Source organism: Burkholderia sp. Bp9015, from assembly GCF_003853505.1.
In the GTDB taxonomy this organism is placed as follows: domain Bacteria; phylum Pseudomonadota; class Gammaproteobacteria; order Burkholderiales; family Burkholderiaceae; genus Burkholderia.
On sequence record NZ_QTPZ01000001.1, the window covers coordinates 228,799 to 255,030 of the forward strand.

The window sequence follows — 26,232 nt, forward strand, 5'->3', positions numbered from 1 at the left end:
ATATGTCGTCCGGCCCGCACGTGCATGATCGCGATCAATACCCGTGCGGGCCGCGATGCGCCGCGCACGCCTGTGCGGCGCGCGGCGCGGCGACTTTCGGCCGCTTGGCTTACGACTTCGTCGACGCGGGCGCGCTCGCCCGGTTCGCATGGAACACCGCGTATGCGATGCCGAGCAGCACGATCCAGACCGGGCCGATCACGAGCGCGACGCGCGTATCCGGCGAGAACGCCATCAGCACGACGACCAGCGCGAGAAACCCGAGTGCGACGAACGAGCCGAGCGGATAGAACGGCACGCGGATCGGCAGGCGCGCGATCCTGTCGGCCGACAGCGTGCGGCGAAAGCGCATCTGCGCGATCAGGATCACGCACCACGTCCAGATCGCACCGAACGTCGACACCGACGTCAGCCACGTGAATACGTGCTGCGGCGCGAGATAGTTGAGCAGCACGCCGATCAGCAGCAGCGCGACCGACACGGCTACGCCGTACACCGGCACGCCGTTGCGATTCACGCGGCCGAGCATGGCCGGCGCCTGGCCCTGCTGCGCGAGGTTGTAGAGCATCCGCGCCGTGCTGAACAGGCCGCTGTTGCACGACGACAGCGCCGCGGTCAACACGACGAAGTTGATGATGCCGGCGGCGGCCGGGATCCCGAGCCGCGAGAACGTCATTACGAACGGGCTGCCCTGCGTGCCGATCTGGTCCCACGGATAGAGCGACATGATCACGAACAGCGCGCCGATGTAGAAGATCAGCACGCGCCAGAACACCGAGTTCACCGCCTTCGTCAGCGACTTCTCCGGATTGCGCGCCTCGCCGGCCGTGAGGCCGAGCATCTCGACGCCGAGATACGCGAACATCACGATCGGCAGCGCGCCGATCACGCCGTCGATGCCGTTCGGCATGAAGCCGCCGTGGGCCCACAGGTTCGAGATGCCCGTCGCGACGCCGCCGTTACCGATGCCGAACGCGATCATGAGGCCGCCGCCGACGATCATCAGCACGATCGTGACGATCTTGATCAGCGCGAACCAGAACTCGAATTCGCCGTACAGCTTGACCGCGATGAAGTTCACCGCGCCCATCGCCGTGAGCGCCGCGAGCGCCCAGATCCAGTTCGGCACGCCGGGGAACCACATGTGCATGTAGACGCCCACCGCGGTGATTTCCGCCATGCAGGTGACGATCCACACGAACCAGTAGGTCCAGCCGGTCAGGTAGCCCGCGAGCGGGCCGAGGTAGTCGCGCGCATAGCGGCTGAAGGCGCCGGCGACCGGATTGGTGATCGCCATTTCGCCGAGCGCGCGCATGATCAGGAAAATCGCGATGCCGCCCAGCAGGTAGGTCAGCAGGATGGCCGGGCCGGCCGTGCGGATCGCGGCGGCCGAGCCGAGGAACAGGCCGACGCCGATCGTCGCGCCGAGCGCCATCAGGTTGATGTGCCGCTCTTCCAGCCCGCGGTGCAGCTGGTCTTCTGGTTGTTTCAAGTCCGTCTCCTGGCAGCCGCGAACGGGCCGCCGTCATTGTCGATGTCAATGCGCGACCGTTCATGCCGATACCGGCAAACCGAAAACGAAAAATCCCCGCCGCCGTTTTCCGGATGAAAAACGCTGCGGATACTGCGTCACTCCGATTGGAATTACCGTTGATTATCGGTATTTTCCGGAACAATCCGGAAAAACGGATCTGGCCTTTCACGGAATACGCCCGTGCGGCCCGCGCGACACGGCTGTGCGCGTGGCGGGCGGCAATGGGATCAATCGCTTTCGGCGCGAACGAACGCGCGTCGAATGTGCGCAATCAAGCGCACGCAATATGCAGGCGGGATTATAAGAATAATCGGATGTTTCGCGCCAGCCGATTTTCCCGGAAACGGGAAGCGTGAGATCGGAGGCGAAATCGGCACGTGCGCGGCATCCCGCGCACGATTTACTTCGATAACGGCCGGACTGTCGACCCTGTCGATACCCGTCAGGCTCGATCCGGTCGATGCAGCGAGATTACGATCGCCCCGCATCCGGGTTCGAGCGCCTGCCCCGCCCCGGTCACGATCACGTCCGGGAATGCAGCGACTTCATCTCGCACCACGCCGAACACCGGTTTCGCGTCGCCAGCGCCGTATTCCTTGCGGTACCGCCGCGTCAGTCCGAAACGCGCGCAGTCGCTCGCGGCCGGCCGGCGCCAACGGCAATGACCGCGCCACCGAGTATTGCCATGCCGATCGAGGTCAGCGTCACGACGAGCGCAACGCGCCCGTGACCGGAGAAGAGCCCCACAAGTAGCCCGGCAAGCGGCTGCGTCGCGTTATTCAGCAGGACGATGACGCCCGTCGTCTTGCCATAGTCCCGAGGGGGAATGATGGCCTGCCGGGCGCTGCGTATGTACACGTTGAACATCTTGTCGAAACCGATGACCAAAAGGAAACCGGCGACGTACATCGCAATCGAGCCGGCCATGCCCATCGCGAGACCGCCAGCCGCGATCGCGACGAATGCGACGATGCCGAGCCGCTCGCGCGCTACCTCGATACGCGCGACGAACAGCAGGATCGCGACTGTCGCGACGGCACCCGTGACCTGCAGTCCGGCATAGAAACCGCCGGACTGCCGAAACGCACCGGTGACCATCGCAGCCGACGTCGCAAGTGTCGTCCCGATCACGAGGTTTTCCGCCGCTGCGAGCAGGATCAGCCGCAACAGCCCCGGCAGCGTGACGACATGCTTCAGCGCCACACCGAACGGTGCATACCACGGCCCCACCGAGCGTTCCGGAGGCGCAACGCGTGCCGTGCTGGTCCGTTGCCAGACGAATGCCAGCAAATCCGCCGAGACAAACAGCAGCGCCGCGGAAGCGACAGCCCACTCCCAGTCGCGATACCCAAGCAGCGCCGCCGCGACGATCGGTCCAAGCACGACGCCCAGCTGATCGGCGAGCTGCGTATAGGACAACACTTTTTCGAAGCGCTGCTGCGGAAAGATCTGCGGCAGCAACACCTCACGAGCGACGAGACCTTGGCTCGTGAGTGCGCCGCATACGGCGGACAATGCGATCAGCCATCCGATTCCGCTCCAGGCGACATAGCCGGCGATGCCGATCACGCAAGCGACGGCCCGGCTGGTCTGGCTCGCTCGCAGCACGCGGATCGGTGACACACGGTCGCTCAGTGCGCCACAGACCGGAAAGGCGATGAATCGCGGGAACGCCTCGACGAAAAAGGCGAGCCCGGACCACGTCGCTTTCCGAGTGACCTGAAAGACGACGAGCGGCACCAGAAAGAGCAGCATCTGGTCTGCGAGCCGCGACAAAAAGAAAGAACCCAGAAAGGCCGGCTGATCGACGCGCATCCCGCGTATGCCCCTGCAGATTTATTCCACCTTCACGACGTGTTGGCAAAGGGACTGATCCGCTTGGGCTGTTCGGGACCACACACGAATTGGGTGCACGCTTCGGACACTTTCCGTCATGAACGGAATCCCGCGCACGACTCATTTCGACAATGTCGCGCGCACCGTATATTCGCCTGCGAGCGCCGCATGTTCCGGCCGCACGAAATACCTCGATGAATCGAGATCGGCCGGCAGCGGCTCGACCGGATAGCCGTGCTTCTCCCACGCGTCGAGGCCGCCCTTCAGCGCCTTGATGTTGTGCAGCATCTTCTTGCGCTGCATCTTCGCGATCAGGCGCTTCGCGGTCGCCTCGTTCGGGCACACGCAATACACGACGATCGGCCGCTTCAGCAGCTCCGGATCCAGCAGGTCCGGCGAATCGAGATCGACCGGCACCGCACCGGCAATCCGGTACGGCTCGCGTTCGCGAATCGCGCGCGGCCGCGCATCGAAGATCAGCGGCGGCTCGTTCGACGTCATCATCTCGACGAGTTGCGGCGGGGAGATGCGCACCTGCGCGAGGTAGCGGCGGAACTGCAAGCGGCGCACCCAGCGATACAACAGGAACGTGATGAAGATCGCGAGGAACGCGTCGAGGATCGTGCCGCCGCTCGCGCGCACCCACAGCACGAACTGGACGATCTGGTCATGCACGGCCGCGCCGCCGACGAGCCAGAACGCGGCCCACAGCGACGCGCCGGCCAGATCCCAGAACAGGAACACGCCGACGCCGATCGCGGTCGTGCCGAGCAGCGGCGCCGACACGAGGCCGAGGCCAGGGAGGAATTTGGAGAGGACGAGCAGCGGCGCGCCGTATCTTTCAAATACGTTACGCGCGAAGCGCAGCGTCGTGTCGAGCGACAGCGAGAATCGCACGAGCCCGTTCAGCAAGCGCCGGCCGCGCGTGCGGCCCATGAAGAACCACAGCGAATCGGCGAGCATCGCCGCGCCGATCGCCGCCACGAACATGCTCGCCCAGGACGCCTGCCCCATCGCCGCCATCGTACCGCCGAGGATCAGCATCGGCACGGCCGGCACCGGCACGCCGAGCTGCGTGATCAGTACGCTCGCGAACACGGCCCACGGGCCGAGCGACGAGGGAATCGCGATGGGAAAGTGCCACACGGCGGCGCTCCTGGAAGACATGCGGTCCGTGCGACGGGGGCGGCCGTCGATACGGCAAGCAGCGATCGCCGCGGCACGTCCGCGGCCGATCCTGCACCACCGTGCATTCTAAACGGGTTTGGCCGCGGCCGCGCGGAACGGCTGCCGTCGAAGGCGGTTCGGGGCGGCCGGCATGGCCGCCGGCGCACTCACGCGTCGGAGCGCTGCGCGAGCCCCGCGACGTATTCCGCATACTCGGGGAATGCGGCGGCCAGCGCCGTCGCGTCCGCGAGTTCGAATTCCGCAAACTCGAACCCCGGCGCAACCGTGCAGCCGACGAGCGCGACGTGCTCCGGCGACGCGCAGCGCGCGCCGAACCAGCGCCCGGCCGGCACGACCGCCTGGAATACGGTGCCCGGGTGCGTGAGCGGGTTGCCGAGCCGGTGGATCGTCAGGCCGTCGCGCTCGTCGAGCACCCATACTTCGAGCGGATCGCCCGCGTAGAAATGCCAGACCTCGTCGGAACGGATCCGGTGCCACGATGAATACGCGCCGTCGCACAACAGGTAGTAGATCGCGGTCGACGCCGCACGCGACGCGCCGTCGGCCGGACGCACGACCGTATCGGCCGCGCGGTAGGTTTCTCGGAAATAGCCGCCCTCGGGGTGCGGTTGCAGATCGAACTGTTGAATCAGGTCGGCGGCGGAGATCGGCATGGCGGATGACGTCGATGAAGGAGTGAACCGGACACGCAACGCGCGGCCCGTCCGATCGATGATGCGATCGACCGGCGTCGCGTGCCGCTGCGTCGATCGCCGCGGCCATGCACGCGGCGACCGGGTCGCGCGCGGAACGCGGCGCGCGACGATGAAGCGAACGCCGGTCGATGCTGCCAGAAGCGCGGGCCACGATGCAACCGGCGCGACGTGACACCGCCGTTGCGGCGCAGCGGATGCGCGGCATGGCGATCGATGCAACCGGCGCACCGTCGAACCCACATCACGCCGGCGTCCGCACGGCAGCCCCTGCCCGCCGCCGCTCACGCGTCGGTGCCGTACCGCCCCGTCACGCGGTCGCCGCCGCGGCCGGCTCGTCGTGCCGCACCAGCAGCACGGGCCGGTCGGCCGCGCGCAGCAGCGATTCCGCGACACTGCCGAGCAGCAGTCGGCGCAGGCCGTGGCGCCCGCTCGTCCCCATCACGATCAGATCCGCGCCGACCTCGGCCGCCGTGCGCATCAGCACTGCGGCAACATCCTCGCCGTACGCGTCGATCGCGCGCACGGTGCCCGCCACTTGCCGCTGCGCGAGCGCCGCTTTCGCGTCGTCGAGCACGGGCGTCGCCGCAGCGGTTGCCGCCGCGTCGCCATCGCGTTCGGCCGCAAATCCCGCATCGACGTCGACGAGCTGCGGCCGGTGCTCGACGACATACGCGCACGTGACCTCGCCGCCGGATGCCGCCGCGATCCGGATTGCCTCGTTCAGCGCGAGACGCGCACTCGGGCTGCCATCGAGCCCGACGAAAATCCGCTTGTACATGGTCCACCCTCCGACCGGGCACCCGTCGCGCATCGCGCATACGGCGTCCCCGTCACCGCAAGCCGGCCCGATGCCGGCTCGCCTGCCGAACAGTCTGCCCCACGTGCCGACGCGCCCGTTGACGCGCGTCAAATGCGGCCGGGACGCCCGCTACACCGCCCGGCTATCTCATTTTTAGCTGACCCTATTACAAAAAACGCGTAAAACGCGCACAATTTCATCTTGAAAATAGACGTCGCACGCGGCCGGTGCGAGTTTTTCCCGGTTTTGCCGCGCTGCCCGCGTGCCACGGGCGGCCCCGACACCAGAATGGCCATCGAATGACCACCGCCAGTGGAACCCCGTCGCGTGACGCCCGAGGGCCCGCGCGTTTCCAGATCATGTTACGCCAGCCGCTCGCGGCTGGCGTCGTTACGCTGTTCGCCGGCGCGGCGCTGTCGCTCGGCGTCGCGCTGCTCGTGCGCGAGCAGTGGCAAGGCGCCGTCCATACGCGCTTCGAACGCCGCACGACGCACGTGACGGCGATGCTGCGCCACGAGCTGCAAGGCAGCGTCGCCGTGCTCGAAAGCGCGCGCGGCGCATTCGCGCTTGCGCCGCAGATCACCGCCGAGCAATGGCGCCGGTATGCCGACACGCTCGATCTCGACAGCGGGCGTTCGCCGATCCGGCAGCTCGGCTATGCGCCGCTGTCGACCGCGGCGCGCGGCGCCCTCGCCGGCCACGCGCCGATGCCGGCCGGCCCGCTCGCGGTGGCCACGCTCGTTGCGCCGGCATCGAGCTCGGCCGGCGTGCGCTTCGGCGCGCCGGACCAGGCTCCGCTGGCGCACGCGCTGCGGACCGGCGATATCGCGCTCGGCATCCATCCGGCCGACAACGATACGTCCCGCGATGCGCGCACCCTCACGCTGTTCGTCCCCGCGACGGCTTCGTCGCGCACGGCCGTCGCCCATGACGCCGGCGCGGACGGCGTGCTGTTCGCGGAAGTGAGCCCGAATCGCCTGGTCGAGCGCGCGCTCGACGCGGAACGCGGGCTCGACCTTCGGATGAGCGCGGGCGACGATCCGCACCCGATCGCGAGCGCCGAGACGACGACCGACGAAGCCTCCGCGTCACCCGACCTGATGCGGCGCACCGACCAGCTGAATTTCGGCGGAACCGTGCTGAAGCTCGCCTATTCCGCGGACGGCCGCCCGAGCGCGACCGGCGCGCAGCGCGCGGCCGGCACGGTGCTCGCCGCGGGGCTGATCGCGTCGTTCGCGTTCGCGGCGCTCGTCCATGCGCTGCTGCGCGGCCGCGCCGGCCACGCCGATACGGGCGCCAGCAGCCGCGGCATCCTGAACGAGGCGCGGATGATGGGCATCATCCGTTCGTCGATGGAAGCGATCATCACGATCGACGAGAAGCAGACGGTGGTGATCTTCAACCCGATGGCCGAACAGGTCTTCGGCGTGTCGGCGATGGAGGCGATCGGCGCGCCGCTGTCGCGCTTCATCCCCGAGCGGTTTCGTGCCGCGCATGCGAAGCACGTCGACCAGTTCGGCGTGACGGGCGTGTCCGAGCGGCAGATGGGCCGCCAGCGCGTGCTGTTCGGGCTGCGCGGCAACGGCGAGGAGTTCCCGATCGAGGCGTCGATCTCGCAGATCCGCGATGCGTCGGGCAAGCTCTATACGGTGATGCTGCGCGACATCACCGAGCGGCAGCGCGCCGAGAATGCGCTGAAGCAGTCGCGCCAGGAACTGCGCGAACTCTCGGCGAACCTGCAGAACGTGCGCGAGGAGGAAAAGACCCGCATCGCGCGCGAACTGCACGACGACCTCGGCCAGCAACTCACCGCGCTGAAGATGGACCTGTCGGTCATCGAGCAGCAACTGCGCACGCCAGAGCATGCGCAACCCGAAGTCGGCGTGCTGTCGCACCTGCAGGGCATGCGCCGGCTGATCGACGCGACCGTCGCGTCGGTGCGGCGCATCGCGGCCGACCTGCGCCCCGTGATGCTCGACGATCTCGGCCTCGTGCCGGCGATCGAGTGGCTCGCGAACGACTTCACGAACCGCTACGGCATCGACGTCGAGCGCCACATCGAAACGGGCGGCCTCACGTTCACCAGCGCGGGGGCGACCACGCTGTTCCGGATCGTCCAGGAAGCGCTGACGAACGTCGCGCGCCATGCGGACGCGACGCGCGTCGCGCTGCGCCTCGACATCGAGGAAGGCTTCTGCGTGCTGCGCGTCGCGGACAACGGCCGCGGCGCGGCACCGGTCGGCACCGCCCATGAGGACAAATCTTTCGGCCTGATCGGCATTCGCGAACGCGCACACATGCTGGGCGGCAGCGTGACGATCGACACCGCGCTCGCGCGCGGCTTCTCGATCACCGTCGCATTCCCGCTCGGTTCCGTTCAACAGGAAACCACCCTCACATGATCAAGGTGCTCATCGCCGACGACCATACGCTCGTGCGCGACGGTCTGCGGCACATCCTCCAGAACGCCACCGGATTCGAAGTGGCCGGCGAAGCATGCGACGGAGCGTCGACGATCGCGCTCATTCGGTCGACGCCTGCGCAGGTGCTGGTGCTCGACCTGTCGATGCCGGGCCGCAACGGCGTCGAACTGATCAAGCAGATCAAGGACGAGAAGCCCGCGCTGCGCGTGCTCGTGCTGACCATGCACGCGGAACAGCAATACGCGGTGCGTGCGTTCCGCGCCGGTGCGTCGGGCTATCTGACCAAGGAAAGCGCGAGCGCCGAACTGGTCGGCGCGGTGACCAAGGTGGCGTCGGGCGGCGTCTACGTGAGCCTCGCGATGGCCGAACAGTTCGCGCAGAGCCTGAACGAGCCGGCCGAGACGCTGCCGCACCAGCGGCTGTCCGATCGCGAGTTCGACGTGTTCCGCCGCATCGCCGCCGGGCAGACGCTGACCGAGATCGCACAGGCGCTGTGCGTCAGCGCAAAGACGGTCAGCACCTACAAGACCCGGATCCTGGAAAAGATGCAGATGCCGCACGAAGCGGCGCTGGTCCGCTACGCGCTGCGGCACAAGCTGCTCGACGAAACGGACGACGTCTAGGCGAACGGGCCGGCGAACCATGCCGGCCGAGTGATGTGCGCTAGAAGCTGGCCGGACGTCGCGCAGCCGTTACTTCGCCGGCACCGGGCACGCGAGATCGCCTTCCTCGCAGGACAGATAGCCCTTCAGCGTCTCGGTGCGGGTCCTGGTCAGATCGTCGAGGCACGTCGACACGACCATCGGATAGGCGCTGCCGCCTTCGGCATTCGCGCTGGAGAAGTTGCATTCGGCATCGCGGTAGGCGATCCACGCGCGCTGCGCGTTCACGAGTTTCTCTGCGAGCGGCTTCGCATCGCGCAGGCGCGCGGTGACAGCCTGGTAGGTGCGGTTCAGCTCCGCGTCGGATTTCTTGTACGCGCGATCGGCACATGCCGTCATCGCCGCCTGATCCGTCGCGTCCGCACAATTCGCCTGTGCGTGGGCAAGGTTCGCCGTCAGCGCCAGCGCGCACAGCAGACCGGTCAAGACACGCATGGATGCTCCTGTTTGTTTTCGTTGAAGTCGTGGAACGTGATGCAGGGCTTGCCGCCGCGCCTCGGCGCGCGGCGTCGCAGGCCGGCCGGCGCTACCCCATTCGCCGCGGCTGCGGCTACGGTAGCGTGGCGATGCCGACCGGGATGCTAGCGCACGCGCGGCGGATTGTCAGCCGGCGCCACGCTTGGCCGCGCACGCAAAAAAGCCCGCGCTCGACATGAGTGCGGGCTTTTCGATACGGCTTTGCCGGCGGCCCGGAGGCCGCGCGGTGAACGGCTTGCTCAGTGACCGAAGTACACCGACGAACGATCAGCTGCGGCCGGCACGGTCACGCGCTGGCCCGACTGCGACGTCGCCGCCGGGTTCGCGCCGTAGCCCGTTGCATCAGCCTGCGCACCGGTGTTCTGGGCTGCCGCGATCTTCGCCTGTGCGGCCTGGATGTTTTCCGGATAGTTGATCCAGTCGTTCGGGTTGTAGCCGGCCTTTTCCAGCTGGGCCAGTTCGGCACGCACTTGCGCGCGCGTCAGCGGCTGCTGGTTCGATTGAGCGAACGAGACGACCGGTGCGGCCACCAGAGCGGCCAGTGCAACTGCCTTGATCAGCGATTTCATGATGCGTTACCTCCAGATTTGTCTTGTCAGGCGCTTCGGACTGGGTAGTCGTTGCGCATGAGTGAAAGTCTAGGCGGCACGGCTATCAGGGTAAATACTTAAATCGCAAATTCACTGTTGACCGAAACCGTACAATTGCCGCGCATTCGATCGAATCATCAGATGATTATGGCCGCAGCCGCAGCCAATAGGCTCTGCGCGCTCTCGCCCGGCTCGCGCGGTGCGGATCGATTCACCGGGCCGTGGACGACCGCCCAGCGGTTGCCACGTTTGCCCCGCTTCTCCGTTCGACACATCAGCGGACCTGCTCCGCCTCCACCGCCCCCGACGACAGGTCGAACAGCAGCGCCTTGAGGCGCATCCGGTCGGCGGCAGCGACTTCGTCGAACGCCGCGTGGTGAAGCGTCCAGCCCGACCCGGCCGGATCGGCATGCACCGCACGCACCGTCCCGTCGAGCGTCAGCAGCGCGACACGGTCCTCGTCCGCATACGGCAACTGCACGCGCAACGGCTCGCCGGCCGCCGCGAGCGCCCGGTCGAGCGCGATCGACAGTCCGTTCAGGCTGAGATCGCGCACGATCCCGATGCCGTCGGCCTGCGCCGGCCCGCCGGTGCAGCGGGCCGCGATCCGTACCGGCACGCGCGGCTCCGCGCGCGTGCGCAACCGGTCGACGAAGCCCGGCGGCGACAGCACCATGAACGGCGCGGCGCCCGTCGCCTGCACCGCTTCGACCGTCGCACCGAAGCGCGACACGGCCGACCGGCCGATCGCGACCGCCTCGACGTCGTCGCCGCGGGCAAACTCGAGCACGACCGCCGGCTGCGGCTCGACGAACAGCGCGCCCGATGCGCCGACCCCGATCAACCGGCAGCGCTGCAGCACGCGGGTCGCGCCGACCCGCCGCCGGATGCCGATCGCGGCGCCGGCCGACAGCCCCATGCGCGTGGCCGCCGGCACGGTGTCGTGCGCCGGCGCGGCAGGCTCGGCGTCATCGCGCCGGCGCACGGGCCGGAAGTGATCGAACAGGAAGTCATGCTGCGCGGGATCGTGCAGCGTCGTGCCGGCGGGCAGCAGCGCGGCGCCGCCGGCATCGTAGAGATCGAAGCCGAGCGGGACGCCGGCGGAGATGTCATCGCGCGCGAGCGCGACGTGATCGGTGATGAGCCGCATCGGAAAGGCGCGGAGCGACCGCGCGAGCTGTCGTGACAACGTTATTACGGCAGCCTCGCGCGAAATCTGAACGGCTCGTTACTCCGAACCGCTGGTCGCGTCGGGTGAAGCCGGTGTCGGCGCCGGCGTTGCGGAAGGCGCGACGGCCGGGGCGGAGCCGAGGCCGCCACCGGCGTTGCCCGGGCTCGTCGCATTGCCGCCCGCCGCCGCCGGCTGCGCGACCGGCGGTTGCGACGCCGACAACGCAGCGGCCGACGCCGCCACCTCGGACGCGGGCACCCATTCCTCGACGATGCCGCCGGATGCCGCCTCGGGCGCCGACGCGCCGGATGCGGCCGACGCCGCGGCTGCGTCCGCCTCCGGCTCGCGCTCGATACGCTGCGTCCTGACGGGCGCCGCCGCCTGCTTCGGCTCGGGCCCGAACCAGCCGTCGACCAGGTCCGTCACCCGTTCGCGCACCGACGCGAACCAGCCGGGCGACGGTTCGGTGTCGAATTTCAGCTTCGTGTCGACGATCCGGGCGCGTTGCGCGCGCTGGAAGAAGTCGCCGACGATCGGCAGCGCGCTGTGCGCGCCTTGCCCCCAGTAGTCGCTGCGCAGCGTCACGCGGCCGTCGTCGAAACCGACCCACGCGCCGGCCACCAGCCCGGGCTGCATCAGGATGAACCAGCCGTCCGCGTTGTCCTGCGTGGTGCCGGTCTTGCCGGCCACGTCGCCGCGAATGCCGAAGCGCGTACGGATGCTGCTGCCGGTGCCGCGCGTCACGACGCCGCGCATCACGTCGAGCAGCGTCTTGTCGGTTTCGGCGTCGAGCGCGCGCTCGGGCGGCGCCGGCGCGTATTCGGCGAGCACCTCGCCCCGGCGGTTCTCGATGCGCGTCACCATTTGCGGCTCGACGTACAGCCCGCCGTTCGCGATCGTCGCGTACGACGCGACCATCTCCTTCAGCGTCACGGGGCTCGTGCCGAGCGCAAGCGACGGCACGCGCTCGAGCGGGCTTTCGCGCACGCCCATGTCGCGCGCGAACCGCGCCACGGCCGCCGGACCGACCTTCTCCATCACCTGCGCGGTGATCCGGTTGCGCGACAGCGCGACCGCGTCGCGCAGCGTCATCGGCTTGCCCGTCGGCGGCGCGTCGTCGCTCGGCCGCCAGATCTCGCCGCCCTTCAGCGGAATCTCGACCGCCTGGTCGATGAAGGTGTCGTCCGGCTTCATCCCGTTCGCGAACGCGACGCCATAGACGAACGGCTTGAAGGTCGAGCCCGGCTGACGCCGCGCCTGCGCGACGTGATCGAACGGCTCGTTCGTGAAGTCGCGGCTGCCGACCCACGCGCGAATCTGCCCGTCGCGCGGATCGATCGCGACGAAGCCGGCCTGCACGTCGGTCTTCGCCTTGCACAGCGCGCGCATGAAGCCGCGGTCGGCGGCGAGCTGCTTCATCGCGGCCGCATCGTTCTTGCCGGCGTCCTGCGCGGCCTTGTATTCGGGCGACTCGCGCATGAAGGTGCGGAACACCTCGTTGTCGGTGCCGCAGCCGTCGCGGCCGCTCCACGCATTGTTCGCGATGCCCTGCAGCTGGTTCGCCTGCAGCGTCAGCGCCTGGGTCGCCATCTGCTGCAGACGCGAATCGATCGTGGTGCGCACGATCAGCCCGTCCGAATAGATGTTGTAGTCGTTGCGGTCGGCCCAGCCGATCAGCCATTTGCGCAGTTGCTGCGCGAAGTGCGGCGCGGGCCCCGGCGGCTCCTTCTGGCGCTCGAAGTCGATGCGCAGCGGCCGGCGCTGCAACTGCGCGAACTGCACCGGCGACAGCTTGCCGTACTTCACCATCTGGCCGAGCACCGTGTTGCGCCGCTGCAGCGCGCGCTCGGGATTCAGCACCGGGTTGTAGTAGCTGTTGCCCTTCAGCATCCCGACGAGCGTCGCGCTGTCGAGCACGTCGAGCTCGTCGGCCGACTTGTCGAAATAGGTGCGCGCGGCCATCTCGACGCCGTACGCGTTGTACAGGAACGGCACCGTGTTCAGGTAGGTCTCGAGGATCTGGTCCTTGCTGTAGACGGCCTCGATCTTCAGCGCGGTGATCGCCTCCTTCATCTTGCGCGTGAGCGTCGGCGCGCGGCCGATCTCGTCCGGATACAGGTTGCGCGCGAGCTGTTGCGTGATCGTCGAGCCGCCCTGGCGGCTGCCCGAGAACGTATGGAGCGCGGCCGACGCCGTGCGCTTCCAGTCGAGACCGTGATGCTCGTAGAAACGATGGTCCTCGGTGGCGATCAGCGCGTCGACCATGTGCGGCGAGATCTGCTTGAGCGACACCCATTCGCGGTTCGACGGCTTGAATTCCGCCAGCACCTTGCCGTCGGCGGACAGCACCTGCGCCGGCTGGTCGACGCGCGCCTTGCGGATGTCGCCGATGCCCGGCGTGAACGGAATCAGCACCAGCACGTACAGCAGGAACAGCGCGGGCACGGCGGCGGCCGCGCGCAGCACGCCGCGGCGCGTCGGATGACGGAGATGGTGCCAGGCGCTGGCCAGGACACGCTTGACGAGCACGGCGGCAGCGGCCGCGACGGGTTGGGCGCGCGCGACCCATTTGGCACTGAGGTCACGCACTGACGACACGTTTCGGCGATTCACGCGGGTGGGGGATCTGCTGGAAAGGCTGCATCGTACCAAAACTCGCGCGGCCCACCGGCCGGCGGCCGTCCCGGGCCTGCGCGAACGGCGTCCGGGCGTGCGTTTTTACAACAAAAAAGGCGCGCGCCCCGCAACGGGGCCGCGCGCCAAGCCTGGTACAACGGTGCCGTGCGCCGCTGCTCAGCGCACGAGAAAACCGTAGGTCAGCGGATCGCGCTCGTCGACGATCCAGTTCGCGAATCCGCAGATGTGCGCGCTGCCCTCCACTTCCGGGATCACGGCCGGGATGTCGCCGACCGTCGTCTCGCGCAGCACGCGCCCCTTGAACACGGTGCCGACGATCGACTCGTTGACGAGCGTGTCGCCGGCCGCGAGCCGGCCGCGCAGGTACAGCTGCGCGACGCGGCCGCCGGTGCCGGAGCCGGTCGGCGAGCGGTCGACCTCGCGATCCGCGAACACGCAGCAATTTGCCTGCGTCGAGCCCGGATGGCGCGGCGCGTTCGCGATGATCGTGCCGTAGATATGATTGATCTCCGGAATCTCCGGATGCACGACCGGATATTTCGCGTTCGCGGCGGCTTTCACTTCGGCGCCGAAGCGGATCAGCTTCTCCACGGCCGCCTCGCGCACCGGCAGGTCGAACGGCGCGCCGTCGACGTAGAAATAGAACGCGCCGCCATACGCGATGTCGCCGGTCACGGTGCCGAACGACGGCGTGTCGACCGACACGTCGCGCTGCCAGATGAACGACGGCACGTTGACGAAGCGCACCGGCCCCGCGTGCTCGCCGTCCCATTTCACGAACGCCTCGATGAAGCCGCAGGGCGCGTCGATGCCGACGCGCGTCTCCGGCACCGTGCGCTGCACCCAGCCGAGCTCGACCGCGGCGGTCGACAGCGCGATCACGCCGTGCCCGCAATGGTCGCTGTAGCCTTCGTTGTGCACGAAGATCACGCCGAAATCCGCGTTCGGCGACACCGGCTCGGTCAGGTAGCCGCCGTACATGTCGGCGTGGCCGCGCGGCTCGAACATCAGCGCGCGGCGGATCTCGTCCGCGTTCTCCTTGAGCCATGCGCGGCGCTGGACGATCGTGTCGCCGGGCAGGCGCGGCAACCCGCTCGTGACGATGCGGAACGCTTCGCCGCCGGTATGGACTTCGACGGTGGAAAGGGATCGGGAAATTTTCATGAAGATCGAATGCGTGAAGACGAACGACGGCGCACCGGCGCCGTCGTTCCGGTAACGGTTTTACTTCGCGTACGGTTCGGGCAGCCCGTTGCGGATCACGTAGACGCTGGTCGGCGCGCCCTTCAGGTCGCCGTGTTCGTCGAACGAATAGGTGCCCGCGACGCCCGCATAGTTCGACTTCGCCAGCTGCGCGATCAGCTTCGCCTTGTCGGTGGTCGTGCCGGCCTTGACCATCGCGTCGGCGAGCAGCTTCATGCCGTCGTAGTAGTTGACGCCGTAGACCTGCGTATCCGTGTGATAGGTGTCGTGGTACTTCTTCAGGAATTCGCGGCCGGCCGGCGTCTTCTCGAGCGCGACGCCGCCCTGCGCGCAATAGACGATCGACGCGGCCTCGCCCGCGACCTTGCCCATGTCGGCCGAGCAGATGCCGTCGCCGCCGAGCAGCTTCGCGCGCAAGCCGCGCTGCTTCATCTGCTTCGCCATCGGCGCGCCCTGCGCCGCATAGCCGCCGAGGAAGATCACGTCGGGATTGCTGGCCTTGATCTTGGTGAGAATGCCGAGGAAATCGGTGGCCGACGAGTTCGTGTACTCCTGGTCGACGATCTTGATCCCGTTCGCCTTCGCGACGTTCATGAACTGCTCGGCGACGCCTTGCCCGTACGCGGTGCGATCGTCGATGACCGCGGCGGTTTTCGCGTTCAGCGTCTTCGCGGCGAAGGTCGCCATCGTGCCGCCGAGCTGTTCGTCGCTCGCGCCGATCCGGAAGATGTTCTTGAAGCCCTGCCGCGTGAGTGCCGGGTTCGACGCGACCGGCAGCATCGGGACGCCTGCGTTGCTGTACACACGCGATGCCGGGATGGCGACGCCCGAGTTGTACGGCCCGAGCACCGCGACCACGCCCTTGTCGACCAGGTTCTGCGCGACCTGCACGCCCGCTTTCGGGTCGGCCTGGTCGTCGTCCGACACCAGCTTGAACGTGACCGTCTTGCCGGCCACCTTCACGCCCGCCTTGTTGAGCTCGTCGACGGCGAGGCGCGCGCCGTTTTCATTGTCCTTGCCGTTCGCGGCCTGCGGGCCGGTGAGCGGCGCGGAATGGCCGATCATCACGACTTCCTGCGCGTGCGCGGCGCTCAGCGCGCCGGCGGCAACGGCCACCGAGAGCGCGGTAACGAAGTGTCGCATGGTGTCTCCTGATTGGTTTTGTGTGAAACCAATGTAGGACACATGTGGTCACCATGCAAGCAATTTCAAAAAGTTTTTTGCGATTCTGGTCATTTTTTAGACCAGAATAAGGCGGCGCGCATTACTTCGGCGTGATGTCGCGACGCACGCGAAGAATGTGCTGCTCGACATAGAACGCGGCCGCATCGGCGTCGCCGGACACGATCGCCTCGTAGATCAGCCGGTGCTCGGACACGTACAGCCGGATGCGGCCCGCGTCGTAGATGCCGTCGTCCTTCAGCCGCTTCCACAGCGGCTGGTCCATCGTCTTCGCGACTTCGTCCGCGATCTTCACGATCAGCGCGTCGCCGGTCATCAGCGCGAGCTGCCGGTGGAACAGCCGGTCGCTCTCGTTCCACAGCGCGCGCTGCTGCGGATCGTCGATGTCGGAGACGGTTTCCATCTGTGCGAGATAGCCTTCGGCGACGGGATCGGCGCGACCGTGCGCGGCCGCGAGGCGCGCGATCGCGGGCTCGAGGATGAGCCGCACGTCGAGCGTCGACGTCGGGCTGAAGTCGGCATCGGGCGCGCCTTCCGGGTCGCCGCGCTGCGCGAGTACGTCGAGCGGCGCCGGCACGACGTAGGTGCCCGAATTGCGCTTCGTGAACACGAGCCCTTCGTTCTGCAACGCGCCCAGCGCCTCGCGCACGGCCGGCCGGCCAACCTGGAACAGCGCCGCGAGTTCGCGCTCCGACGGCAGCCTGGAATCGGCCGCGTAGCGCCCCGCGCGAATCTCGTCGCGAATCCTTTCGGCGACCTGTTCGTAGATCTGCAGCGGCCGGAAACCGGCTTCGAGCGATTCGGGACGTGCGGACATCATCTGGGGCTCCTGCCCGGTCGGGTGGGGGATCGGGAATGCGTCGCACTATACCGGAGCGGTACCGGCGCCGGTGCGCGCGACGCCCATCTGGACGGATATTAGAACCAAAATCGGTCGTCCGCTGGCTTTTCCGGCTTGCCGGGTGGCCGGAAACTGGTATAGATTTGATCCAGACCGCCTGCCACCGCGACAGCCGGCCGCCTCCGTGGCGAGCGCGCGATGCGCCCGTCTCCCACGCCCACCGCCCCAACCGACCGACACGATGACCGCCCTCTCCCGGATTCCCTCTTTCGACGCCGCCGAAACGGCCGCGCTGCTCGACTACCCCGCGCTGCTCGCGACGCTCAGGCACACCGTCGCCGAATACGCGGCGGGCGAGATCGTCAGTCCCGAACGCCTGGTCGTGCCGCTGCAGGCCGGCGGCGTGATGCTGTCGATGCCGTCGAGCGCGCGCGACCTCGCGAGCCACAAGCTCGTGAACGTGTGCCCCGGCAACGGCGCGCGCGGGCTGCCGACGATCCTCGGGCAGGTGAGCGCATACGATGCGACGACCGGCGAGCTGCGCTTCGTGCTCGACGGCCCGACGGTCACCGGGCGCCGCACGGCGGCCGTTACCGCGCTGGGCATCCAGGCGCTGCACGGCGCCGCGCCGCGTGACATCCTGCTGATCGGCACCGGCAAGCAGGCGGCCAATCACGCGGAAGCGCTCGCGGCGATCTTTCCGGACGCGCGCCTGCACGTGCGCGGCTCGCGCGCCGACAGCGCGGCCGCGTTCTGCGCCGCGCACCGCGCTCAGGCGCCGCAGCTCGCGCCGCTCGACGGTGATGCGATTCCCGATGCGATCGATGTCGTCGTCACGCTGACGACGAGCCGCACCCCCGTCTATCGCGAAGCGGCACGCGAAGGCCGCCTCGTGGTCGGGGTCGGCGCGTTCACCGCGGATGCCGCCGAGATCGACGCCGATACCGTGCGCCACAGCCGGCTCGTCGTCGACGATCCGGCCGGCGCGCGCCACGAGGCCGGCGACCTGATCGTCGCGCAGGTCGACTGGCAGCAGGTCGCGTCGCTCGCCGACGTGCTGCGCGGCGCCTTCGCGCGCGGCGGCCCGCTGCTGTTCAAGACCGTCGGCTGCGCCGCATGGGATCTGGCCGCGTGCCGCACGGCACGCGACGCGCTGGCCGCGCGCCGGCACGGCTGACTCGACGGCGGCGGCGACCGGCAACCTGCCGGTTGCACCACGCACGCCAGCCAGCGCGGCTCGGGCGGCGCCGCCGCCTTCCCGTACGCGTTGTAGGAATCGCCCTACAACACGTCGAAGCGGCCTACACAAACTTCCAGTTCGGCCGATTTCATTTTTGGCGGCGCAACACGATACTGCCGGCATGAATGCCAGCCTGTCACCCGCCGTCGCGCTCAGGGTGTTTCTCGTCGATCACGCCATCGCCGTCCGGCAACGGATCGCGCTGCTCGTCGGCGCGATCCGCGGCGTCGCGGTCGTCGGCGAAGCGGAAGACGGCCAGGACGCGTGGTTGCACATCCGCAGCAGCCACGCGGACGTCGTGATCGTCGACCTGCGGCTCGCGGACGGCAGCGGTCTCGATCTGATCGGGATGCTGTCGAAGGCCACGCCGCGCGTCGTCACGATCGTGCTGACGAACCACTCGGCGGCGGCATTCAGAGAGGCATGCGCGGCGGCCGGCGCCGATTATTTCTTCGACAAGACCGCCGAATTCGACTCCGCATGCCGCGTCATCGAATCCCTGGTGCACGCTCGCGCGCACCACCCCTGATCGAGCCGGAGTGACTCATGTCTACCGCCACTGCCTGCGCCACCGCCCCGCCCGTCGCGCCTCCGCCAACGACTCCGTATCGGGCGGTCGCGCGCACCGACGCCGTCAAAACCCCGGCCGCGCGCTGCTCGGGCTGCGCGATGCGCTCGATGTGCCTGCCGCCCGACCTGACTGCGGACGAGTACGGCCGCCTCGACGCGATCATCTGCACGACCCGGCAGGTTCGCCAGGGCGACGCGCTGTTCCGCATCGACGATCCGTTCCACAGCATCTATGCAGTCCGTGCGGGCTCGTTCAAGACGGTGATGATGCATCGCGACGGCCGCGAGCACGTGACCGGCTTCCAGATCGCCGGTGAAACACTCGGCATGGACGGCATCGGCAGCGGCCAGCACTGCTGCGACGCGATCGCGCTCGAGGACAGCGTCGTGTGCATCATCCCGTTCGGCGCGCTCGAGGCGGCGTGCCGCGAGATGAAGCCGATGCAGCATTTCCTCTACCAGATGCTGAGCAGCGAGATCGTCCGTGAATCGAGCCAGATGCTGCTGCTCGGCACGATGTCGGCCGAGCAGCGCGTCGCGCAGTTCCTGCTGAACCTGTCGGCGCGCTTCGAGGCGCGCGGCTATTCGGCATCGGAATTCAACCTGCGGATGACGCGCGAGGAAATCGGCTGCTATCTCGGCATGAAGCTCGAGACCGTCAGCCGGATGTTCTCGCGGTTCCATCGGGATTCGCTCGTCGAAACGCGCGGCAAGCGCGTGCGGATCCTCGACGCGCAGGCGCTCGCGCAGGTCTGACGCCCGACGCGCGGCCGGCGTCATTGCGCGGCCGCGCCCGTCGTGGCCGCATGCAGCGCGACCGCCTCGGGTTCGCCGGCCTGCCAGGCGGACAGCGCCTGTTCGGCTTGCGCGAACACGCGCTGTATCGTCTCGTTCACGTCGTCGCCGCTGCTGCCCGGCAGCACCGTCGGCGCGCGATCATGCATGAGCAGTTCGAGGCGTACGTCGTAGGTCCGGCCGCCGTCGCCGGTCGTGCGCGACTCGATCGCCAGCAGGCATTCGTCGAACCGCGCGCGGAATCGTTCGAGCCGCACCAGCTGCGCCCCCGCTTCGCCTTCGAGCGCGGCGGAACCCGCGAATCCGACGCAGACGATCTGCATGCCCACGCCCATGTCGTTCCTCCTGACGCGGTCGCCGCTCGTCGACCGGATTGCCTGCCCCATGTTTCCCTGTCCCGCCGCCGTGGAATCCGCCCGCACGCATGTCGCGCGGCGCGATGACGGACGCGGCGATCACTGCCGCGGCAGCATCGCCTCCGCGCCGCGCCGGCGCGAGGCGGTTCACATGCTGAACGTCTGCGACGCCTTCATTTCGATCCACGTCATCCCGGCCCGCAACCCTTCGATCGCGGCCTCGTGCTCCGTGGGATACGCATGACTGTGCTCGAACGTGTGGTGAAAGCGCGCCGGCCCGGTGCCGTGCTCGACCGACACACGGCAGCGGAACTCGCCGGATTCGCACTGTCGCGTCTCGATCTCGACCGACCAGTCGCGTTCATGAATCGTGCCTTGCAGTGTCATGCGTCCTCCTGCGGAATCAGCCGTCCATCCGGAAGTGACCGCTGTGCAGCAACACGGGCCGGCCGCCGATTTCGTCGAGCATTTGTCGTGCCTTCGCCTCGATCGCCGACCGGTGCGCATCGAACGCGTGCAGCAAATCCCGCTCCAGCAGCGACGGCGCGCCGAAATGGTCTTCCAGTGCTTCGGCCGTGATCGCGCACTGCACGCAGCGGCCGTCGACCAGCGCCGAAAACGCGACGACCAGATCGCGCGCGCAATATTCGGGCGGTTCGGGTGGAAAGGCAATCTGCATCTGTCCGCCTTCATCGTCGGGGCAATTCATGACATGAGCATAGCGGCCCGCGGCACCGCACGCTTGACCCACGTCAACCGGTTCGCTGCGCCGCACGAAGCGACGCCCGACGGGCGCTCAGCCCGCTTCCGCGTCGATCGCCGCGCCGCGTTCCGCCAGCAGTTCGCGCAGCACGCTGCGATGGCAGCGGCGCTCGTCCTCGCAGTAGCAGCCGATCGAGAACGCGCTCGTCGCCGACAGCGCGGCGAGCAGGTCCAGCACCTTCGGTGCGTCGCCGTGCGCCATTTCCGCGCGGAAGTGACGCGTGAACGCACGCCATTCGGCGTCGGTTTCGGCCGCCTGCGCCTGCGCGACCAGCTCGGGGCTCGGCGACAGCGTCGGCAGCCACACATCATAGTAGTTGCGCGATGCGAATTCCGCCTTGGGTACCCCGCGCGGCGGCCGCCGCACCGTGCCGATCCTCAGGCCCTCGCCCGCCGCGCGCGGCGTGCCGAGCCGTACGATTCGAATTGCCATGCCGCTCCTTCGTCTTGCGTTCGATCCGCCATCGTACCGCCGCGCCGCCGCCGCGCAAGAAAAAACCGGCTGCCTCCGCGGGGGAGACAGCCGGTTCATGCGATGCGATCGGGCGCCCGAGGGCGCGCCGGTCAGACGCCGCTCTTCAGCACCTTGCCGATCGCATCCGCGACAATGCCGACGTTCGAATCGTTCAGCCCCGCGACGCACATGCGGCCCGAACGCAGGATGTACACGCCGTGCACTTCGCGCAGCGCGTCGACCTGCGATTCGGTCAGGCCCGTGTACGTGAACATCCCGCGCTGCTTCACGTAGCGCGTGAGGGCTTCGCCGCTGACGTAGTCGCGCAGGCCGTCGTGGATCGACTGGCGCATCCGCGCGATCCGGCGGCACATCGCGGCGAGTTCCTCTTCCCACTGCTTGCGCAGCGCGGGCGTGTTCAGCACGGTCGCCACGACCTTCGCGCCGTAGGTTTGCGGGTTGCTGTAGTTCGAGCGCACCGCGCCGGCCAGCTGGCCCAGCACGCGCTCGGCCGCGGCCGCATCGTCGCAGACGACGCTCAGGCCGCCGACGCGCTCGCCGTACAGCGAGAAGTTCTTCGAGAACGAGTTCGCGACGAGCGCCGGCACGCCGCGGCGGGCCAGTTCGCGCACGGCGAACGCGTCCGCGTCGAGGCCCGCGCCGAAGCCCTGGTACGCCATGTCGACGAACGGCAGCAGCCCGCGCGCCTCGATCACGTCGATCAGCTTCTCCCACTGGCCTTCGTCGAGATCGACGCCGGTCGGGTTATGGCAGCACGCGTGCAGCAATACGATGCTGCGCGCCGGCAGCGCGTCGATCGCCGCGAGCATCGCGTCGAACTTCAGGCCGCCCGTCGCTTCGTCGTAGTACGGGTACGTGTTCACCGTGAAGCCCGCGCGCTCGAAGATGAAGCGGTGGTTTTCCCAGCTCGGGTCGCTGAGCCACACCTGCGCGTCCGGGAAGTAGCGCTTCAGGAAATCGGCGCCCACTTTCAGCGCGCCCGAGCCGCCCAGCGTCTGCACGGTCGCGATGCGGCCGGCCGCGCGCGCCGGATGATCGGCGCCGAACACCAGCGCCTGCACGGCGTCGCGATACGCGGCGAGGCCGACCATCGGCAGGTAAGGCTTCGGGCCGAGGTCGCGCTGCAGCGCGGTTTCGGCTTCGCGCACGGCCCCCATCACGGGAATCCGGCCTTCGGCATCGAAATAGATGCCGATGCTCAGGTTGACCTTCTGATTGCGCGGATCTTTCTGGAAGTTCTCGTTGAGCGTCAGGATCGGATCGCCCGGGTACGCGTCGATGTGTTCGAACATGGCTATGTCGGTCTCGTTTGGAAGAATGGTCGGGATGCCCGTGTCAGCGCGCGGACGCGCCGTCGCGCATCACATAGTCCGCATTCTTCTGACGGAAGCGATACCCGACCGCGAGCACCGCGAGCCATACGGGAATCAGGTACACCGACAGGCGGAGATCCGGCGTCAGGTACATCACGACGAGAATGCCGGCCATGAACGCCAGGCACAGGTAATTCGTGAAAGGATAGCCCAGACTGCGGAACGAAGTCTGCTCTCCGGCGATGCGCTTGGCCTGGCGGAACTTCAGGTGGATCAGCGTGATCATCGCCCAGTTGATGATCAGCGCCGACACGACGAGGCCCATCAGCACCTCGAACGCCTTGCCCGGCATGAAGTAGTTGACCAGCACGCACGCGCCGGTGGCGAGCGCCGACGCGCCGAGCGCGGCGAGCGGAATGCCGCGCTTGTTCACCGAGCACAGCACCTTCGGCGCGTTGCCCTGCTTCGCGAGGCCGAACAGCATCCGGCTGTTGCTGTACACGCCGCTGTTGTAGACCGACAGCGCGGCCGTCAGCACGACCACGTTCAGCACGTTCGCGACCAGGTTGCTGCTCAGCGCGTGGAAGATCAGCACGAACGGGCTGCCGCCGGTGACGACCTTCTCCCACGGATACAGCGACAGCAGCACGGCGAGCGCGCCGATGTAGAAAATCAGGATTCGGTAGATCACCTGGTTGGTCGCGCGCGGAATGCTGTGCTTCGGATCGTCGGCCTCGGCCGCGGTGATGCCGATCAGCTCCAGCCCGCCGAACGAGAACATGATCGCCGCCATCGACATCACGAGCCCCGACACGCCGTTCGGGAAGAAGCCGCCGTGCTGCCACAGGTTCGCGACGCTCGCTTCCGGCCCAGCATGGCCGCTCGCGAGCAGCCATCCGCCGAAGCCGATCATCCCGACGATCGCGGCGACCTTGATGATCGAGAACCAGAATTCCGTCTCGCCGTACGACTTCACGCTCGCCAGGTTCAGCAGGTTGATCGCGACGAAGAACACCAGCGCCGACACCCAGGTCGGCACGCCGGGCCACCAGTACTGCACGTAGATCCCGACGGCCGACAGCTCGGCCATGCTGACGAGGATGTACAGCACCCAGTAGTTCCAGCCGGACAGGAAGCCGGTGAAGTGGCCGACGTACTTGTCGGCGAAGTAGCTGAACGAGCCGGCGACCGGCTCGTCGACCACCATCTCGCCGAGCTGGCGCATGATGAAGAACGCGACGACGCCGGCCACCGCGTAGCCGAGCAGCACGGACGGGCCGGCCATCTTGATCGTCTGCGCGATGCCGAGGAACAACCCCGTGCCGAGCGCGCCACCGAGCGCGATCAGCTGGATGTGCCGGTTCTTCAGCCCCCGCTTCAGGCCGTCCTTCTCGTTTCCAGAAACCATGTCTTCTCCATTTTGCCCGCCTCCGCCGGAAGCGGTGCGGCGCGCCTCGGTGTGCCGGGCGCTGTTTTGCTGTGCCGGCGGCCGTTCGTGGAGCCGCCGGGTTGGGGACTGCAATCTTCGCGTGGCGACCCCCGATTCCTGTCGGCAGGCCCACCAGACCGGCCACCGACCGTCGCTCTCGCCGCCTTGCTGCAGGCGCACACGAAAATCCGGCGTCAGTTTAGCGTCGCGACAGCGAAATCGGGTTGCGTAACCGGCTCATGCAAACCCTACATTATGAGATAAGATTGCGCCCGGGAGACAGATGAGGAAACAAAAATGCCTGAACCGGTTCTCGATCGCATCGATCGCCATTTGCTGTCGGTGCTGCAGGAGAACGGCCGTGCGTCGAACCTCGACCTGGCGAAGGCCGTCGGCCTGTCGCCCGCGCAGACGCTGCGACGCCACCGCCGGCTGGAGGAAATCGGCGCGATCCGCCGTTACGAAACCCGTCTGTGCCCCGACACGCTCGGGTTCGGCGTCACCGCGTTCGTGCACGTGACGATGGAGCGCGGGCATATCCGCGACCTGTCGAAGTTCCAGAAACTCGTGTCGGATCTCGCGCAGATCCAGGAGTGTTTCTCGGTGACGGGCGATATCGACTACGTGCTGAAGGTCGTCGCGCGCGACCTGAAGGGGCTGTCCACGTTCCTGCTCGAAACGCTGATGCGGATTCCCGGCGTGAGCGGCGTGCATTCGAGCGTGTGCCTCGACGAGATCAAGTGCACGAGTGCGATGCCGGTGGAAGGCTGATGCGGCGCCACGCGAACGGCGGGGCGATGCCCGGTTCGGCAGCCGCGCTCAGCGCACCGCCTCGAACGCGCTGATCAGCAACGCCCCGCACGCAATCACCAGACACCCGCCGGCGCGACGCGGCGTCAGCCGCTCGCCGAGATAGACGCGCGCGATCAGCGCCGCGAACACCACGCTCGTTTCGCGCAGCGCCGATACCGGCCCCATCGGCGCACGCTCCATCGCCCAGATCACGATCCCGTATGCGAGCGCCGCGCACACGCCGCCGCATGCGGCCTTCGCCGTTTCACCGACATCCTGCGCGAGCCGCAGCGGCCCCGCCCGCAGCCGGTAGTACACGGCCATCAGCAAGCCGGTCAGCACGAACATCCACGCCGTATAGCCGACCGTGCTGCCGCTTTCCCGCACGCCGATCCCGTCGACCACGCTGTACGCGGCGATCGATACGCCGGTGGCGAACGCAGTCGGCAGCACCTGCGTCATCCGGTGCCGCGCGCCGCGTCCGCGCTCCAGCCCGATCGCCATGATGCCGGCGCAGATCAGCACGAGCCCGCATTGGGCACCCGCGTTCAGGCGCTCGCCCGCGAACGCCGCGGCGCCCAGCGTGACGAGCAGCGGCGCGGTGCCGCGTGCGACCGGATACGCGACGCTCAGGTCGCCGTGCTCGTAAGCGCGCACCAGCAGCAGCGTATAGACGACGTGGAGCACCGCCGATGCGACGACGCAGGCCCAGCTCGCGGGCGTGATCGGCGCGGCGGCCGGCAGGAACAGCAGCGCGAACAGCCCGATCGCGATCTGCAGCACCGTGGCCGAGCGCAACCGGTCGCCGCTGCTGCGCACGAGCGCATTCCACGACGCATGCAGGAAGGCGGCGCACAGGACGGCAAACAGAACGGGAATCGGCACGTTGAGTACTCGCTGACGGCCGGCAACGCGAAATCGTCGCCGCGGGCCAACCATCGTATGAATGCGTCACACGATTGTCAAAAAAGCAACCCGGCCCGGCACCTCGCGAACCGGCCCGCCACGGGCTGTCGCCCGCCCCGCGCGGCATGCGCGGCCGTAACCGTGCGCGCCGCCGAATGTGTCGCCCAGGTTGCATCCGCGTGCCCCCTTTCCGCTTTCTTTCGCGCCGCGTCGCGCCGTAATGGAATCGATACCGCGGCGCAACCGTCGCGAAACCGGTCCGCCCCCATATCTTCATACCGAACTGCTTCAATGCCGGGGCTTTATAGCGTTCCGCGCCGGACCGACACGGCGACGGGGCCGATCTTCACCGTCGA

25 protein-coding genes are annotated in these 26,232 nt (G+C 68.0%); 6 read left to right on the forward strand and 19 right to left on the reverse strand.

Annotated elements, in window-relative coordinates:
* Positions 1-109: 109 nt before the first annotated feature.
* The 5 genes from DIE12_RS00990 to DIE12_RS01015 form a co-directional block, all read right to left on the reverse strand.
* On the reverse strand, positions 110-1,492 hold the full coding sequence (locus DIE12_RS00990) for an amino acid permease (RefSeq protein WP_124519477.1): 1,383 nt from the start codon (positions 1,490-1,492) through the stop codon (positions 110-112).
* Positions 1,493-2,146: 654 nt separating this feature from the next.
* On the reverse strand, positions 2,147-3,349 hold the full coding sequence (locus tag DIE12_RS01000) for an MFS transporter (RefSeq protein WP_124519478.1): 1,203 nt from the start codon (positions 3,347-3,349) through the stop codon (positions 2,147-2,149).
* Positions 3,350-3,490: 141 nt separating this feature from the next.
* Positions 3,491-4,516 (reverse strand): DedA family protein/thiosulfate sulfurtransferase GlpE, encoded by a 1,026-nt coding sequence (locus DIE12_RS01005; protein ID WP_044843086.1) that lies wholly within the window; start codon positions 4,514-4,516, stop codon positions 3,491-3,493.
* A gap of 188 nt (positions 4,517-4,704) precedes the next feature.
* On the reverse strand, positions 4,705-5,211 hold the full coding sequence (locus DIE12_RS01010; RefSeq protein WP_124519479.1) for a cupin domain-containing protein: 507 nt from the start codon (positions 5,209-5,211) through the stop codon (positions 4,705-4,707).
* Positions 5,212-5,560: 349 nt separating this feature from the next.
* Positions 5,561-6,031 carry a universal stress protein gene (locus DIE12_RS01015; protein WP_124484858.1) on the reverse strand — a complete coding sequence of 157 codons (471 nt, stop codon included), beginning with the start codon at positions 6,029-6,031 and terminating at the stop codon, positions 5,561-5,563.
* A 380-nt stretch (positions 6,032-6,411) separates the two neighbouring features.
* Between DIE12_RS01015 and DIE12_RS01020 the strand changes: the two genes are divergently transcribed.
* Together DIE12_RS01020 and DIE12_RS01025 are read left to right on the forward strand one after the other, a co-directional pair.
* Positions 6,412-8,454: a PAS domain S-box protein gene (locus DIE12_RS01020; RefSeq protein ID WP_124519480.1), complete on the forward strand. Its 2,043-nt coding sequence runs from the start codon at positions 6,412-6,414 to the stop codon at positions 8,452-8,454.
* On the forward strand, positions 8,451-9,098 hold the full coding sequence (locus tag DIE12_RS01025; RefSeq protein ID WP_124484860.1) for a response regulator transcription factor: 648 nt from the start codon (positions 8,451-8,453) through the stop codon (positions 9,096-9,098). The genes DIE12_RS01020 and DIE12_RS01025 overlap by 4 nt, the downstream gene beginning before the upstream one ends.
* A gap of 69 nt (positions 9,099-9,167) precedes the next feature.
* Here the strand turns inward: DIE12_RS01025 and DIE12_RS01030 are convergent, their stop codons facing one another.
* The 7 genes from DIE12_RS01030 to DIE12_RS01060 form a co-directional block, all read right to left on the reverse strand.
* Entirely contained in the window at positions 9,168-9,572 is a 405-nt protein-coding gene (locus DIE12_RS01030; protein ID WP_124519481.1) for a lysozyme inhibitor LprI family protein, read from the reverse strand.
* Between the two features lie 281 nt (positions 9,573-9,853).
* The gene (locus DIE12_RS01035) at positions 9,854-10,183 is read right to left on the reverse strand and encodes a DUF4148 domain-containing protein (RefSeq protein WP_124484862.1); all 330 of its coding nucleotides are present in this window, start codon (positions 10,181-10,183) and stop codon (positions 9,854-9,856) included.
* Between the two features lie 295 nt (positions 10,184-10,478).
* The gene (locus tag DIE12_RS01040) at positions 10,479-11,354 is read right to left on the reverse strand and encodes a PilZ domain-containing protein (protein ID WP_124519482.1); all 876 of its coding nucleotides are present in this window, start codon (positions 11,352-11,354) and stop codon (positions 10,479-10,481) included.
* Between the two features lie 78 nt (positions 11,355-11,432).
* Entirely contained in the window at positions 11,433-13,973 is a 2,541-nt protein-coding gene (locus DIE12_RS01045) for a penicillin-binding protein 1A (protein ID WP_185640940.1), read from the reverse strand.
* Between the two features lie 195 nt (positions 13,974-14,168).
* Entirely contained in the window at positions 14,169-15,176 is a 1,008-nt protein-coding gene (gene lhpH / locus DIE12_RS01050; RefSeq protein WP_124484865.1) for a trans-3-hydroxy-L-proline dehydratase, read from the reverse strand.
* A gap of 60 nt (positions 15,177-15,236) precedes the next feature.
* Positions 15,237-16,358 carry a branched-chain amino acid ABC transporter substrate-binding protein gene (locus tag DIE12_RS01055; RefSeq protein ID WP_124519484.1) on the reverse strand — a complete coding sequence of 374 codons (1,122 nt, stop codon included), beginning with the start codon at positions 16,356-16,358 and terminating at the stop codon, positions 15,237-15,239.
* 121 nt (positions 16,359-16,479) lie between these two features.
* Positions 16,480-17,217 carry a FadR/GntR family transcriptional regulator gene (locus DIE12_RS01060; RefSeq protein WP_124484867.1) on the reverse strand — a complete coding sequence of 246 codons (738 nt, stop codon included), beginning with the start codon at positions 17,215-17,217 and terminating at the stop codon, positions 16,480-16,482.
* A gap of 262 nt (positions 17,218-17,479) precedes the next feature.
* Here DIE12_RS01060 and lhpI point away from each other — a divergent pair, with 262 nt between their 5' ends.
* The 3 genes from lhpI (at position 17,480) to DIE12_RS01075 (ending at position 19,804) form a co-directional block, all read left to right on the forward strand.
* On the forward strand, positions 17,480-18,415 hold the full coding sequence (gene lhpI / locus DIE12_RS01065; RefSeq protein ID WP_124551064.1) for a bifunctional Delta(1)-pyrroline-2-carboxylate/Delta(1)-piperideine-2-carboxylate reductase: 936 nt from the start codon (positions 17,480-17,482) through the stop codon (positions 18,413-18,415).
* Between the two features lie 184 nt (positions 18,416-18,599).
* Positions 18,600-19,007, forward strand: a complete 408-nt coding sequence (locus DIE12_RS01070; protein WP_124519486.1) for a response regulator transcription factor — start codon at positions 18,600-18,602, stop codon at positions 19,005-19,007.
* A 17-nt stretch (positions 19,008-19,024) separates the two neighbouring features.
* Complete coding sequence (locus tag DIE12_RS01075) at positions 19,025-19,804, forward strand: helix-turn-helix domain-containing protein (protein ID WP_124519487.1); 780 nt, start codon at positions 19,025-19,027, stop codon at positions 19,802-19,804.
* A 20-nt stretch (positions 19,805-19,824) separates the two neighbouring features.
* Here the strand turns inward: DIE12_RS01075 and DIE12_RS01080 are convergent, their stop codons facing one another.
* From DIE12_RS01080 to DIE12_RS01105, 6 genes are all read right to left on the reverse strand, one after another.
* The gene (locus DIE12_RS01080) at positions 19,825-20,178 is read right to left on the reverse strand and encodes a metal ABC transporter ATPase (RefSeq protein ID WP_124485073.1); all 354 of its coding nucleotides are present in this window, start codon (positions 20,176-20,178) and stop codon (positions 19,825-19,827) included.
* Positions 20,179-20,346: 168 nt separating this feature from the next.
* Positions 20,347-20,586 (reverse strand): UDP-glucose 4-epimerase, encoded by a 240-nt coding sequence (locus tag DIE12_RS01085; protein WP_124519488.1) that lies wholly within the window; start codon positions 20,584-20,586, stop codon positions 20,347-20,349.
* Positions 20,587-20,602: 16 nt separating this feature from the next.
* Positions 20,603-20,878: a DUF1488 domain-containing protein gene (locus DIE12_RS01090; protein WP_124485074.1), complete on the reverse strand. Its 276-nt coding sequence runs from the start codon at positions 20,876-20,878 to the stop codon at positions 20,603-20,605.
* Positions 20,879-20,995: 117 nt separating this feature from the next.
* Positions 20,996-21,394: a DUF488 domain-containing protein gene (locus DIE12_RS01095; protein WP_124484871.1), complete on the reverse strand. Its 399-nt coding sequence runs from the start codon at positions 21,392-21,394 to the stop codon at positions 20,996-20,998.
* 131 nt (positions 21,395-21,525) lie between these two features.
* On the reverse strand, positions 21,526-22,728 hold the full coding sequence (locus DIE12_RS01100) for an amino acid aminotransferase (protein WP_124519489.1): 1,203 nt from the start codon (positions 22,726-22,728) through the stop codon (positions 21,526-21,528).
* A gap of 43 nt (positions 22,729-22,771) precedes the next feature.
* A complete protein-coding gene (locus DIE12_RS01105) occupies positions 22,772-24,157 on the reverse strand; it encodes an amino acid permease (protein WP_124484873.1) in 1,386 nt (461 codons plus the stop codon).
* 318 nt (positions 24,158-24,475) lie between these two features.
* Between DIE12_RS01105 and DIE12_RS01110 the strand changes: the two genes are divergently transcribed.
* Entirely contained in the window at positions 24,476-24,949 is a 474-nt protein-coding gene (locus tag DIE12_RS01110; protein WP_044843065.1) for an Lrp/AsnC family transcriptional regulator, read from the forward strand.
* 48 nt (positions 24,950-24,997) lie between these two features.
* Here DIE12_RS01110 and DIE12_RS01115 read toward each other — a convergent pair whose 3' ends face one another.
* Positions 24,998-25,909, reverse strand: coding sequence for an EamA family transporter (locus tag DIE12_RS01115; protein ID WP_124519490.1), 912 nt, complete (start codon positions 25,907-25,909; stop codon positions 24,998-25,000).
* Between the last annotated feature and the right edge of the window lie 323 nt (positions 25,910-26,232).

What these genes read in the sequence shown, in the direction of transcription:
- DIE12_RS01000 (WP_124519478.1), bottom strand. Translation starts at nt 3,349, where the DNA reads ATGCGCGTCGATCAGCCGGCCTTTCTGGGTTCTTTCTTTTTGTCGCGG.
- DIE12_RS01010 (WP_124519479.1), bottom strand. Translation starts at nt 5,211, where the DNA reads ATGCCGATCTCCGCCGCCGACCTGATTCAACAGTTCGATCTGCAACCG.
- DIE12_RS01015 (WP_124484858.1), bottom strand. Translation starts at nt 6,031, where the DNA reads ATGTACAAGCGGATTTTCGTCGGGCTCGATGGCAGCCCGAGTGCGCGT.
- DIE12_RS01020 (WP_124519480.1), top strand. Translation starts at nt 6,412, where the DNA reads ATGTTACGCCAGCCGCTCGCGGCTGGCGTCGTTACGCTGTTCGCCGGC.
- DIE12_RS01025 (WP_124484860.1), top strand. Translation starts at nt 8,451, where the DNA reads ATGATCAAGGTGCTCATCGCCGACGACCATACGCTCGTGCGCGACGGT.
- DIE12_RS01030 (WP_124519481.1), bottom strand. Translation starts at nt 9,572, where the DNA reads ATGCGTGTCTTGACCGGTCTGCTGTGCGCGCTGGCGCTGACGGCGAAC.
- DIE12_RS01035 (WP_124484862.1), bottom strand. Translation starts at nt 10,183, where the DNA reads ATGAAATCGCTGATCAAGGCAGTTGCACTGGCCGCTCTGGTGGCCGCA.
- DIE12_RS01040 (WP_124519482.1), bottom strand. Translation starts at nt 11,354, where the DNA reads ATGCGGCTCATCACCGATCACGTCGCGCTCGCGCGCGATGACATCTCC.
- lhpH (WP_124484865.1), bottom strand. Translation starts at nt 15,176, where the DNA reads ATGAAAATTTCCCGATCCCTTTCCACCGTCGAAGTCCATACCGGCGGC.
- DIE12_RS01055 (WP_124519484.1), bottom strand. Translation starts at nt 16,358, where the DNA reads ATGCGACACTTCGTTACCGCGCTCTCGGTGGCCGTTGCCGCCGGCGCG.
- DIE12_RS01060 (WP_124484867.1), bottom strand. Translation starts at nt 17,217, where the DNA reads ATGATGTCCGCACGTCCCGAATCGCTCGAAGCCGGTTTCCGGCCGCTG.
- lhpI (WP_124551064.1), top strand. Translation starts at nt 17,480, where the DNA reads ATGACCGCCCTCTCCCGGATTCCCTCTTTCGACGCCGCCGAAACGGCC.
- DIE12_RS01070 (WP_124519486.1), top strand. Translation starts at nt 18,600, where the DNA reads ATGAATGCCAGCCTGTCACCCGCCGTCGCGCTCAGGGTGTTTCTCGTC.
- DIE12_RS01075 (WP_124519487.1), top strand. Translation starts at nt 19,025, where the DNA reads ATGTCTACCGCCACTGCCTGCGCCACCGCCCCGCCCGTCGCGCCTCCG.
- DIE12_RS01080 (WP_124485073.1), bottom strand. Translation starts at nt 20,178, where the DNA reads ATGGGCGTGGGCATGCAGATCGTCTGCGTCGGATTCGCGGGTTCCGCC.
- DIE12_RS01085 (WP_124519488.1), bottom strand. Translation starts at nt 20,586, where the DNA reads ATGACACTGCAAGGCACGATTCATGAACGCGACTGGTCGGTCGAGATC.
- DIE12_RS01090 (WP_124485074.1), bottom strand. Translation starts at nt 20,878, where the DNA reads ATGCAGATTGCCTTTCCACCCGAACCGCCCGAATATTGCGCGCGCGAT.
- DIE12_RS01095 (WP_124484871.1), bottom strand. Translation starts at nt 21,394, where the DNA reads ATGGCAATTCGAATCGTACGGCTCGGCACGCCGCGCGCGGCGGGCGAG.
- DIE12_RS01100 (WP_124519489.1), bottom strand. Translation starts at nt 22,728, where the DNA reads ATGTTCGAACACATCGACGCGTACCCGGGCGATCCGATCCTGACGCTC.
- DIE12_RS01105 (WP_124484873.1), bottom strand. Translation starts at nt 24,157, where the DNA reads ATGGTTTCTGGAAACGAGAAGGACGGCCTGAAGCGGGGGCTGAAGAAC.
- DIE12_RS01110 (WP_044843065.1), top strand. Translation starts at nt 24,476, where the DNA reads ATGCCTGAACCGGTTCTCGATCGCATCGATCGCCATTTGCTGTCGGTG.
- DIE12_RS01115 (WP_124519490.1), bottom strand. Translation starts at nt 25,909, where the DNA reads ATGGTTGGCCCGCGGCGACGATTTCGCGTTGCCGGCCGTCAGCGAGTA.